Genomic DNA, 11,675 nt, shown 5'->3' on the forward strand with positions numbered 1-11,675 from the left:
TAGAAACCTCCATAATTTGCATAAAAACTCCCTTCATAATAAAAAGTATGATTTTGATGCGCTCATAACTAACTATGATGCCTTAAAACCATTCGTATTTATAAATGATTTTCAGACCCAAACCATAGATTTTTCAAATCCTGAGGCAGTAAAGGCCTTAAACACAGCATTATTATTTACACATTACAAGGTTAAATTCTGGGAGTTTCCTGATGAGAATTTATGTCCGCCTATTCCAAGTCGCGCAGATTATATGCACCATTTAGCTGATTTACTAAGACGAAGCCATCTTGAAACAGATGTCAATGTGTTGGATGTGGGAACAGGGGCTTCTTGTATCTACCCATTACTCGGCCATGCCATTTATAACTGGAATTTTGTAGGTACAGATATCGATGAAAAATCATTGCAAATAGCCCAAAAAATAATAGATAAAAACAATTTGGGCAATGCCATTACAGTGCGCTTTCAAAATGATTACCAGCATATTTTAAAAGGAATTCTTAAACCTTCAGACAAATTTACGGCGGCTGTGTGCAATCCGCCATTTTTTAAAAGTCAAACCGATGCTCTTGAAGCTACCAAAACAAAACTGAAAGGTTTGGGGAGACAAAGCGATAACGTGGTGCGAAACTTCAGCGGGACACCAACAGAGTTGTGCTATGCAGGTGGAGAGAAAGCCTTTTTGCACAATTATTTATATGAAAGTTCACACTACAAGAAACAGTGCTTTTGGTTTACAAGTTTGGTGTCTAATGTCAGCCATGTAAAATCTATGGACGCATCCTTAAAAAAATTGGGAGCTACGGATTTTCAAGTTTTAGATATGATCCAAGGCAACAAAGTAAGTAGAGTAGTGGCTTGGACATTTTTAACCAAGGCAGAACAAGGGGACTGGACAAAAAATTAAACAGATGAAATTAGATATATTGGTGATAGGTGCCCATCCTGATGACATAGAGCTAGGTTGTGGTGCTACTATTGCAAAGGAGGTACACAATGGCAAGAAAGTGGGCATTATTGATCTCACCCGTGGGGAATTGGGTACACGAGGTACTGTAGAAACTAGAAAATCAGAAGCGGAAGAAGGTGCCAAAATATTAGGCGTTGCTGTGAGGGAAAATATGGGGTTTGCTGATGGGTTTTTCTTAAATGATAAAGCACATCAACTGCAGCTTATTGCAATGATCAGAAAATACCAACCTGAAATGGTGCTGTGCAATGCTATTGACGATCGGCATATTGATCATGGCAAAGGCAGCCAATTGGTAAGCGATGCGTGTTTTTTGAGCGGACTGCTGAAAATTGAAACCGAATTGGACGGCAAAGTGCAAGTGCAATGGCGTCCAAAGTTTGTGTACCATTTTATCCAATGGAAAAATATTGAGCCAGACATCGTAGTAGATGTTACTGGATTTATAGATAAGAAGATTGAAGCTGTTAGGGCCTATAAAACGCAATTCTTTGACCCTGAGAGCAAAGCGCCAGAAACGCCAATCAGCAGCAAAAACTTTACAGATAGTATCGATTACAGGGCCCGAGATTTAGGCCGATTGATAGGAACTGAACATGCTGAGGGTTTTACGGTAGAGCGTTACCCTGCAGTGAAAAGTTTATTTGATTTGGTGTAATTTTTTTATGAAAACGCTTTGTAAAAAGTAGTAAATAAATTACATTTGCAATCGCATTTAAGGATGCGGCTACATGGTGGTTGTAGCTCAGTTGGTTAGAGCATCGGTTTGTGGTACCGAGGGTCGCCGGTTCGAGCCCGGTCTTCCACCCAGAAATACAAGCCTTCAAAGAAATTTGAGGGCTTTTTTTGTACACAGTGGGTGGTTTTATTCCAAAAAAAAAGATTTAAATGCACACTTCATTTTGAAATAACCCTCCCTTTTTGATGCACTCTATGATGATATATAAACAATTGGCCGACCGTTCGCCAATAAGATTACCGCAATTAGTATAACCCTCTTAAATAAAGAAGATGAAAGATAAAATTGAAAAAGTCAGTAGTGCATTTGAATTGAAGGATAAGAACAAACCAAAGATTTATACTTTGTTATTTGGTTTGATTTTGGGTGCAGCAATTGGTGCTACTGCATTTTATGTATAATTAGACATACTTGTAATTTAAGATAAGATCTAATCGTGCTTAATTATATGATTGATAATTGGTGCAGTCATGCCAAAAATTATTACTGGATTAGTTTAGCATCTTCAGAAGTATCAATTTTCAAGGAATGAAAAATAATAAAGAAACCATCAAATTTTCATAAAAATCTCAGACTTTAACACAGCTAGAATATAAGCACTCTCAATTTTTTATTCGAGTTAATTATCAGAGTGTTTATTGGTGAAATTGCAGCTCTGAATTTACTTAGTATTTAAAATTATAAAAAGATCATTTTAGCGCTTTCTATTCTGTTTGATGGATAAGAAGATTCAAAATAACTCATTCAAAACCTTCGCTAATCTAATGCCTGCAATTTGCATTTGTGTGCGTGCGGTTTCTAAATATTTATAAGAATATTCGTAACGTAAATTTTCACCAGGTGTCACAGAGTCATAAATAATTTCAGTCAGATTTTGGGTGTCATTGACCCAATCAATAACAGAGCCTTGTTGAAGGGCCTTGACTTGCGATTTTGTGATATATGTTGCGTTTTCGGCCAATTCGCTATAACTCATCCCAAAAGAATCAATCATTTGACTGTCCCACACCTTATGGAGATTGGAATCTTTAAACTGCCATTTTACTGTAATATCGTTGCCCCCACGATCTTCCTCAAGACCGATGTGCATAGGCTGGTGCAAATCACCCACCAAATGAATCAGCATTTTCAAATAAAAGGCTTTGTCCTCATCTGAAGCATTATCATCTTTAATGATGCGTACGCATTTCTCAATGCCGCTCACCAAATCGCCACTCGGATTTTTTTTGGAGGTTTCATAAGTCTCATCAAATGGCATATTGACATAATGCCAAACCCCAAATTCTTTAAAGCGTGGGTCTGATTTTATTTCATCACTAAAAGTAGAAACGAACGCCAAGGATTGATGGTTCAATAATTTTTTGAGATGACGTTTGGTTTTGTTGCTTGTATATTGATCTGCAATAGCGCCTACCACACGATGCCCCGTGGCACCCCATTTTTTAGCAGAATAACTGTGTGTATTGAAAAGTAACGCGGTAATTAAAAAGAGTAATGCAATTGGTCTCATAATGCTAAAATGCTATTATTTTTTGTTTCTTTTATTATAGTTTTTATCGCCTCTAGTCAACGGCTTTTTGTATTTTTTGACAATCTCCCGTCGGTAGGAACCACCTAAGTTTTCCTTTTGATTTTTCTCTTTTTTCTCGTGGAAGGCAGGTCCTGGCGCATCTTCATCACGTCGTTTGTTGGGATTGTTCCGTTCTTTATACTGCGGGCGCTCTTCTTCAATAAGTTCTGTGGAGAGTTGCACGCCTTCGGGAATTTCTTTTAGCGGAATTTCCATCTGCATTAACTCCTCGATATCAGTTACAAGTTCTTGTTCAGCTTGCGTAGAAAAAAGTAGTGCCTGCCCTTCACGCTCTGCACGACCTGTACGTCCAATACGGTGCATGTAGTTTTCAGGAAAGTTGGGTGTGTCAAAATTGATCACGTGAGTGATATGATCAATATCGAGTCCGCGCGCCATCACATCAGTAGCAATTAAAATGCGATTGGTACCTTCCCTAAATTGCTCAATACTGCGGAGTCTGTAATTTTGTGTTTTGTTGGAATGGATCACGCAGGTCTCGTCGTGAAAGTGTTCCTCTATCTTCTCAAACAGCAAATCGGCCATTTTTTTATAGGCAACAAAAATCAATACTTTATTAAAATTTTCTTTATCTGAGAGCAAATGCTTCAAAACATTTACTTTAGAATAAAAATTAGGCACATTATAACGCTCTTGACTAATATTTTCTAAAGGTGTCCCAGAAACGGCAATCGTTACTTTTTCTGGTTTTACGAAAAAATTGGTGATCAGTTCATCCACATCTTCAGTCATGGTTGCTGAAAACATAATGTTTTGACGACGCTCAGGAAGAATGTCAAAAATATTTAAAAGTTGATGTCTAAAACCCAAATCGAGCATCACATCTACTTCATCAATCACCATTTTTTGAATGGATTTCAGCTGCAACACGTGGCTCATTGCCAAATCAAATAAGCGACCAGGAGTAGCTACTACAATATCCAAACCTTGTGCGACCGCTTGTTTTTGGGTGTTGATGTTGACCCCACCATAAACACCAAGCACTCTTACATTAATATATTTGGTAAGCTTCTCAATTTCATCCACCACCTGCACTACCAATTCACGGGTTGGTACCAACACCAAAACCCTAGGGTTTTCCTGATTGGAAAAAGCCAGATTTTTTAGAATTGGCAACATATAGGCATAGGTTTTACCTGTACCTGTTTGTGCTATTCCAACCATATCTTTACCAGATGCCACCACATTAAAGGCTTGTTCCTGAATAGGGGTAGGAGAAGTGAACCCTAAATCATCTAAGGCGTTGTATAAAGGTGTGTTTAAATTCAGGTTTTTAAAGCTCAAGGTGTGTTTGTTATAGGTTAGATAATAGATGTTAGATAATAGATGTTAGACAATAGATATTAGACGTTAGAAAATAGATGTAAAGATGTTTTCAGTTATCAGTTTTAAGTTATCAGTTGTCTGTCCTCTGTCATCTGTCATCTGTCATCTGTCCTCTGTCATCTGTCATCTGTCATCTTACAACTCACAACTCACAACTCACAACTCACAACTCACAACTCACAACTCACAACTCACAACTCACAACTCACAACTATTTTCACATTCAAGCCGCAAAGTTAAAGCTAATTATCAACTTATGCTATATGTCTTTTGTGTATTTCAATGCTGTATGAGGCGCTGTAGGCCTTATTGTTGGCTAAAGCTACAATCCCTTCTTTGTCTTTTAGAATTTGGGTGCTATTCTCGGAATCAGCCACACCTTGCCAAGGTTCTATACATACAAAGTGAGCTTTTGGTTTTGCCCAAATGCCCAAGAACGGAAAATCTTCAAAATAAACACTTACAATGTCACCATGATTCTTACTGTTTAACGTCACATGGTTTGATTTTAAATCTTTAAAAACAAGCGCATCCTTATCAAATATATGATCATGTAATGCTATGGCTTTTGGGATTTTAAACACTGGTTCTGTCTGTAGATTTAGCAGACCGGTTTTAAGGTTGAGCAGGTGTGTTTCTGAATTTTCATGCCGTTCAAAACGTAATGTGTAGTCACTATATGTTTCATCCGGAAAGAGAGGACACTTGAACGCCGGATGCCCGCCTACCGAAAAATAAATAGTTTTATCGTCACTATTGTTTACGGTGTAGGTGATTTTGATTTGGTTTTCCACCAATTCGTAAGTCACCAGAAATTCAAATTTGAATGGATAATTTTGAAGTGTTTCTTCAGAGGCACTCAATTTTAAAGTCAGACGATTGTCACTTTTTTCAGTGATAGTAAAGGCATCGCTATGTCTCGCAAATCCATGTCGGCCTAGATTATAGGAGGTGTTGTTATAAAGAAACAAGTCTTCTTTTAAGGAACCAACAATGGGAAACAAATTGGGCGCATGGCTATTCCAAAATTCAGGATTGCCATCCCACATAAATTCCAAGCCATTCTTTACTGCTGAAATTTTTTGTAATTCGGCGCCGGTAGGATGAATGGCGATTTCCAAAAGGTCATTTTTTAAGGTGAACATGATGTTGAAATTTTCAACTAAAATACAAACTTCTTAATAAGTTTGCAGAATGTCATTAACTTTACTTCGGAAAATTGAACCTTGAGAACACAGCACACTTTTACAACCCACAACCCGAATTTTAAGGCGCAACTGTTGCAGTGGAGCCAGCAATTTGAAGAGATTGTTTGGTTGGACTCCAACAATCATCATCAAAACTATAGCACCTACGATGCAGTTTTGGCTGTAGATGCGTTTACCTGTATTTCAACAGATAGCCATCATGCTTTTGATCAACTGCAAGAATACCAAACCGTAACTAAGGACTGGATTTTTGGATACCTGACCTACGATTTAAAAAATGATCTTGAACATCTCAAATCTGAACATTTTGACGGGTTAGAATTTCCTGAACTGTTTTTTTTTCAGCCCAAAAAGCTTTTTTTAATAAAGGGTGATGTGGTTGAAATGCATTATTTAAAAATGGTGGATGATGAATTTGAATCTGACTTAGCGGACATCTATGGGTTTTCAAGTGTTCAAAAAGAAACAGTTTTAAAACCTATCAAACTCGATTTAAGGTTGACGAAAGAACGTTATGTTGAGAAAGTCAATTCCATGCTGGCACACATCCACAGAGGGGATATTTATGAGGCCAATTTTTGCCAAGAATTTTATGCTGAAAACGCTCATATTGATCCGTTGGAAACTTATAAAAAACTGAATGCGATATCCAAGGCGCCATTCGCAACGTATTTTAAGAATCATAAAAAGTATGCATTATCCGCGTCGCCAGAGCGTTATTTAAAGAAAATGGATGATTTGGTTATTTCGCAACCTATCAAAGGAACGGCATCACGATCAGAAGATAAAATTGCGGATGAGCGTTTAAAAAATGAACTTCAAAATAACCAAAAGGAGCGCAGTGAAAATATTATGATTGTTGATTTGGTGCGCAATGACCTGTCACATACTGCCGAAAAAGGAACCGTCACCGTTGAAGAATTATGTCAAATCTATACCTTTGAGCAAGTGCATCAAATGATCTCCACAATCACATCTAAAGTGGATGAAACAATTTCGCCAGTGCACATTATAAAAACCACGTTTCCTATGGGAAGCATGACAGGAGCGCCCAAAATTTCTGCAATGCACATTATTGAGGCTCTTGAAGAAACCAAACGCGGACTCTATTCTGGAAGTATCGGCTATTTTTCGCCTTCAGGCGATTTTGATTTTAATGTTGTTATCCGAAGTATTTTATACAATGCAGAGAAGAACTATGTGTCTTATGCTGTGGGGAGCGCCATTACTGCAAAAAGTGATCCTTTAAAAGAATATGAAGAATGTCTCACTAAAGCAAAAGCGATGAAGGAAGTCCTTGAAAATTAATTATATTTAAAGAAACCACCACGCAGCGAAATATGTTAACCGATAGTATTCCAATAGTTTAACGTCCAATAATTTAAAATACACACATGTTAAAAGCTTTTCAGAATCATATTGCAACTCATTTGGACATGCTCTACGGTAGTCGACTGCTTTTGGCAATTTCTGGAGGCTTGGACAGTGTTGTTTTAGCGCATTTGTGTCATAAATTGAATTTGAAGGTGTCCCTGGCACATTGTAATTTTAATTTGAGAGGTGCTGAAAGTGATGCTGATGAGGCTTTTGTATTGCAGTTGGCAGAGGATTTGGAGTTGGAAGTCTTTATTGAATGTTTTGAAACAGAACTCTATGCCAAAGAAGAAGGAATTTCCATTCAGATGGCCGCCCGAGACCTACGTTACAATTGGTTTCACGACCTGGCAGAAAAATTGAATTTTGATTATATTCTTACAGCACACCATACCGATGATAACCTTGAAACCTTCTTGATCAATCTGACAAGGGGGACAGGTTTGGAAGGCCTGACGGGAATTCCTGAAGTATCCGGCAAACTTGTGAGACCGCTGTTGCCTTTTTCAAGAGAAACGCTAGAAGTTTATGCTATCGGTGAGGATATCCAATGGCAAGAGGACAGTAGTAATGCATCCAAAAAATACCTGCGGAATAAATTGCGGCATGATATCATTCCCATATTGAAACAGATGAATCCGCAACTCCTTCAAAATTTCCAAACCACTATTTCAAATCTGCAGGACAGTCAGGATCTTATTGACGACAGGATTGTTAACATTCAGAAGAAGGTGGTTGAAGTAGAAAAGGATCAGATCAGATTCAACATCAAAAAACTAAAAAAACTATCAAATCCCAAGGCGTATCTCTATCAACTTTTGAACGGTTTTAATTTTACGGCTTGGGATGATATTGTTGATTTATTGGATGCGCAATCCGGAAAGCAAGTGTTTTCTTCAAGTCACAGATTGTTAAAAGATCGTGAGTTTTTGTTGCTGAGCGAGGTTGATTCAGAAGCTGATGAAACTGCTATCACCATTCTAAAAGGCGATAAAGAAATCACAACGCCTTTCGGTACCTTGCTTTTCGACCAAGTTGATACCATTTCTGAGACTTCAAAAGACCAGATTTATGTGGATGCAGATCAACTAAAATTCCCTCTTGCTTTAAGAAAATGGCAAGAAGGCGATCTGTTTTATCCCTTAGGAATGAAAGGGAAGAAGAAATTGAGCAAATATTTCAAGGATGAAAAACTATCTTTGCTTGATAAAGAGAACGTATGGATTCTTTTTTCAGAAGACGTTGCAGTCTGGGTTATTGGACGGCGTGCAGATGACCGTTTTAAGGTGAACGCGCACACCACAAATATTATAAAAATAGAAGTACACTAAATGAAATTACAAGGTCAAATAGTCGATATACAAAACAGAAGAATTTTCAAGGGCGAAGTCACTATTGAACATGGAAAAATCAAGAACATAACAGAAAGGCAACACACTATTGAGCATTATATTCTACCTGGTTTTGTCGATGCCCACATCCATATTGAAAGCTCCATGTTGGTGCCCAGTGAGTTTGCTCGTTTGGCGGTAAAGCACGGTACCGTGGCAACCGTTTCAGATCCTCATGAAATTGCCAACGTTCTTGGGGTTGAAGGCGTCGAATTCATGATTGATAACGGCAACAAAGTGCCTTTTAAATTTAATTTCGGCGCACCTTCTTGCGTGCCTGCTACAGCTTTTGAATCGGCCGGTGCCATCATCGATTCGGAAGACATTAAAAAGCTGCTCGAAAATCCAGACATCAAGTATTTAGCCGAAATGATGAATTACCCGGGAGTGCTGTTTGATGATGCTGAAGTGATGAAAAAAATCGCTTGGGCAAAATATTTCAATAAACCTGTAGATGGCCATGCTCCAGGAGTTGTTGGCTTCGATATAACCAAATATATCCATGCAGGAATTACTACAGACCATGAGTGTTTTACCTATGAAGAAGCTTTAGAGAAACTTCAAAAAGGCATGAAAATCTTAATTAGAGAAGGCAGTGCCGCCAAAAACTTTGAAGCCTTGATTGATCTGCTCCCTGAGCATTATGAGCAGATGATGTTCTGCAGCGATGACAAGCACCCAGATGATTTGTTAGTGCATCAAATCAACAATCTTTGCGCAAGAGCCGTGGCAAAAGGGATGGATATTTTTAAAATTCTGCAGGTAGCGTGCATCAATCCCATAAAACATTATAATCTAGAAGTGGGCATGTTGCATATTGGCGATGCTGCCGATTTAATTGTTGTGGAGGATTTAAAGAAATTTAAAACGCTGCAAACGTATAGTGATGGCCAATTGGTATATGATAAAGGCAAAGCCTTGATTGAGAAAGTAGACTTTAAAAACCTCAACAACTTCAATACTACTAAAAAAGAAATCAGCGATTTTAGGTTTGAATCCACTTCCAAGAAGATCCGTGTGATTGAAGCCTTAGAGGGCCAATTGATCACCAATGAAATCATAGCAGAAAGTTCAGTTAAAAAGGGTAATATAATTTCAAATGTCGACAAGGATATTTTAAAAATGACGGTGGTCAATCGGTATCAAGATCAAAAACCTGCGATTGCTTTTATCAAGAATTTCGGATTGAAAACAGGTGCGATTGCTAGTTCCGTAGGGCACGATTCCCATAATATAATTGCCGTTGGCGCTTCAGATGAAGCCATTTGCAGAGCGGTCAATTTATTGATTGAAAACAAAGGTGGTATCTGTGCAATCTCTGATACTGACGAACTAATTTTGCCGCTACCCGTAGCAGGAATCATGAGTGATCAGGACGGCGAGACTGTAGGAAAACACTATGCCGCATTGGATCAAATGACGAAAAAATTGGGAAGTACTTTAAAAGCACCATATATGACACTCTCTTTTATGGCGCTTTTGGTGATTCCTGCTTTAAAGCTTAGCGATAAAGGCCTGTTTAACGGGAAAGAATTTAAATTCACCAATGTCGAATATAACTAAGTTTATCTCTGTGTAGCGCCGTGATTTCTCAGCGAATCCCTGCCTGTCGGCAGACTGGTCTGTGAAATAATTTTTTAAGGAAACATTTCAAAACAAAATCTAGAAAAATGCCCATCATCGAATCCACATTTAAAGCACCTTTTTTCTTCCGGAAAGGATTTATCGCCACGGTTTATTCTGGCTTGTTCAGAACAGTCAATTTAGAGCAAGAGCGTGAACGTTTAGAACTGGCAGATGGCGATTTCATCGATTTAGATTGGAGTTACGCCAAGCAAAAATCAGATAAAGTTATTATTTTATTGCACGGGTTGGAAGGTCATGCCCAGCGGCCTTACTTAACAGGAGCGGCCAAACTGTTCAACCAAAATGGCATTGATGCCGTAAGTGTTAATTTTAGGGGGTGTAGTGGTGAACCTAACCGTAAATATTATGCGTACCATTCTGGCGCTACTGAAGATTTGCACGATATTATACTGCATGCCATTCAAGAGAAGGGGTATAATGAAATTTATTTGAAGGGCGTGAGTTTAGGTGCCAATTTGGCTTTAAAATATTTGGGAGAACGTGACAACGTGCCTGCTGAAGTAAAAGCATGTATAGGTGTTTCTGTACCTTGTAGTTTACAGCATTCTGCCAAACAATTGCACAGTTTCAAAAATAAGCTGTTTCACGACCGATTTAAAAAGAAATTAGTCACTAGTTTGAAGGTCAAGCAAAGCAAATTTCCAGAGCAATTATCAGAAGAAGAAGTAGATTCCATAAACACGTTAACCGATTTTGATGAGGTTTACACTTCTAAAGCCCACGGATTTAAAGATGCATTAGATTATTACGAACAAAGTAGCTGCCTTCAATTTCTGCCCAACATCAAAGTGCCCAGTTTAATCATCAACGCCCTTAACGATTCCTTTTTAACCCCTGAATGTTTCCCTGTAAAGATTGCAAAAAACAACCCCAATCTCTATTTGGAAATGCCAAATCATGGCGGCCATGTCGGATTTATTCAACGCGGCGGATTCTATTACAATGAGAAAAGGGCGTTGGAGTTTGTGTTGGATAAAGCTCATACTTAAAAAACAAATCTCTCGCAGATCTCTCGCAGAGGCGCGGAGGCGCAAAGTTGTTACGTATTGAATCCGTGAGAATCTGTGTAATCTGTGTTTAAAAAATCAGTAAAAATCAGTGAATATTTGCTTGATCATCGTCATCAGCGTTCTATTGGAAAGCAGCATTAATTAAATTTCTAATCTCTCGCAGTTCTCTCGCAGAGGCGCGGAGGCGCAAAGTTGGTGTGAAATAAGTCTGTGAGAATCTGTGTAATCTGTGTCTAAAAAATCAGTAAAAAATCAGTGAGTATCTGCTTGATCAGGCATTAATTAAATTTCTAATCTCTCGCAGATCTCTCGCAGTTCTCTCGCAGAGGCGCGGAGGCGCAAAGTTGGTACGAATTAAATCTGTGAGAATCTGTGTAATCTGTGTCTAAAAAATCAGTAAAAATACAGTGAGTATC

10 protein-coding genes and 1 tRNA gene are annotated in these 11,675 nt (G+C 38.3%); 8 read left to right on the forward strand and 3 right to left on the reverse strand.

Annotated features, from left to right (window positions below):
• The first annotated feature begins 16 nt into the window (after positions 1 to 16).
• From rlmF to A9996_RS20885, 4 genes are all read left to right on the forward strand, one after another.
• A complete protein-coding gene (rlmF, locus tag A9996_RS16255) occupies positions 17 to 910 on the forward strand; it encodes a 23S rRNA (adenine(1618)-N(6))-methyltransferase RlmF (RefSeq protein ID WP_066437542.1) in 894 nt (297 codons plus the stop codon).
• Between the two features lie 4 nt (positions 911 to 914).
• On the forward strand, positions 915 to 1,631 hold the full coding sequence (gene bshB1, locus A9996_RS16260) for a bacillithiol biosynthesis deacetylase BshB1 (RefSeq protein WP_066437546.1): 717 nt from the start codon (positions 915 to 917) through the stop codon (positions 1,629 to 1,631).
• A gap of 75 nt (positions 1,632 to 1,706) precedes the next feature.
• Positions 1,707 to 1,782, forward strand: a tRNA-His gene (locus A9996_RS16265).
• Positions 1,783 to 1,984: 202 nt separating this feature from the next.
• Positions 1,985 to 2,113: a hypothetical protein gene (locus A9996_RS20885; protein WP_262510693.1), complete on the forward strand. Its 129-nt coding sequence runs from the start codon at positions 1,985 to 1,987 to the stop codon at positions 2,111 to 2,113.
• A 329-nt stretch (positions 2,114 to 2,442) separates the two neighbouring features.
• Here the strand turns inward: A9996_RS20885 and A9996_RS16270 are convergent, their stop codons facing one another.
• The 3 genes from A9996_RS16270 to A9996_RS16280 form a co-directional block, all read right to left on the reverse strand.
• Entirely contained in the window at positions 2,443 to 3,222 is a 780-nt protein-coding gene (locus A9996_RS16270) for a S1/P1 nuclease (protein WP_211272665.1), read from the reverse strand.
• Positions 3,223 to 3,237: 15 nt separating this feature from the next.
• A complete protein-coding gene (locus A9996_RS16275; RefSeq protein WP_066437548.1) occupies positions 3,238 to 4,587 on the reverse strand; it encodes a DEAD/DEAH box helicase in 1,350 nt (449 codons plus the stop codon).
• Between the two features lie 296 nt (positions 4,588 to 4,883).
• Positions 4,884 to 5,774, reverse strand: a complete 891-nt coding sequence (locus A9996_RS16280; protein ID WP_083993994.1) for an aldose 1-epimerase family protein — start codon at positions 5,772 to 5,774, stop codon at positions 4,884 to 4,886.
• Positions 5,775 to 5,855: 81 nt separating this feature from the next.
• On the opposite strand from A9996_RS16280, the gene A9996_RS16285 reads away from it, so the two are divergent.
• The 4 genes from A9996_RS16285 (at position 5,856) to A9996_RS16300 (ending at position 11,238) form a co-directional block, all read left to right on the forward strand.
• Positions 5,856 to 7,145 (forward strand): anthranilate synthase component I family protein, encoded by a 1,290-nt coding sequence (locus A9996_RS16285; RefSeq protein WP_066437560.1) that lies wholly within the window; start codon positions 5,856 to 5,858, stop codon positions 7,143 to 7,145.
• A gap of 86 nt (positions 7,146 to 7,231) precedes the next feature.
• The gene (gene tilS / locus A9996_RS16290; RefSeq protein ID WP_066437562.1) at positions 7,232 to 8,542 is read left to right on the forward strand and encodes a tRNA lysidine(34) synthetase TilS; all 1,311 of its coding nucleotides are present in this window, start codon (positions 7,232 to 7,234) and stop codon (positions 8,540 to 8,542) included.
• Entirely contained in the window at positions 8,543 to 10,165 is a 1,623-nt protein-coding gene (gene ade, locus A9996_RS16295; RefSeq protein ID WP_066437571.1) for an adenine deaminase, read from the forward strand. It begins immediately after the preceding gene.
• 107 nt (positions 10,166 to 10,272) lie between these two features.
• Entirely contained in the window at positions 10,273 to 11,238 is a 966-nt protein-coding gene (locus tag A9996_RS16300; RefSeq protein WP_066437578.1) for a YheT family hydrolase, read from the forward strand.
• Positions 11,239 to 11,675 lie beyond the last annotated feature (437 nt).

Source organism: Gelidibacter algens (assembly GCF_001678675.1).
In the GTDB taxonomy this organism is placed as follows: Bacteria; Bacteroidota; Bacteroidia; order Flavobacteriales; family Flavobacteriaceae; genus Gelidibacter; species Gelidibacter algens.

Bases quoted from the DNA above. Each gene is read 5' to 3' on its own strand.
- A9996_RS16280 (WP_083993994.1), bottom strand. From the start codon at position 5,774: ATGTTCACCTTAAAAAATGACCTTTTGGAAATCGCCATTCATCCTACC.
- ade (WP_066437571.1), top strand. From the start codon at position 8,543: ATGAAATTACAAGGTCAAATAGTCGATATACAAAACAGAAGAATTTTC.
- A9996_RS20885 (WP_262510693.1), top strand. From the start codon at position 1,985: ATGAAAGATAAAATTGAAAAAGTCAGTAGTGCATTTGAATTGAAGGAT.
- A9996_RS16270 (WP_211272665.1), bottom strand. From the start codon at position 3,222: ATGAGACCAATTGCATTACTCTTTTTAATTACCGCGTTACTTTTCAAT.
- A9996_RS16300 (WP_066437578.1), top strand. From the start codon at position 10,273: ATGCCCATCATCGAATCCACATTTAAAGCACCTTTTTTCTTCCGGAAA.
- tilS (WP_066437562.1), top strand. From the start codon at position 7,232: ATGTTAAAAGCTTTTCAGAATCATATTGCAACTCATTTGGACATGCTC.
- bshB1 (WP_066437546.1), top strand. From the start codon at position 915: ATGAAATTAGATATATTGGTGATAGGTGCCCATCCTGATGACATAGAG.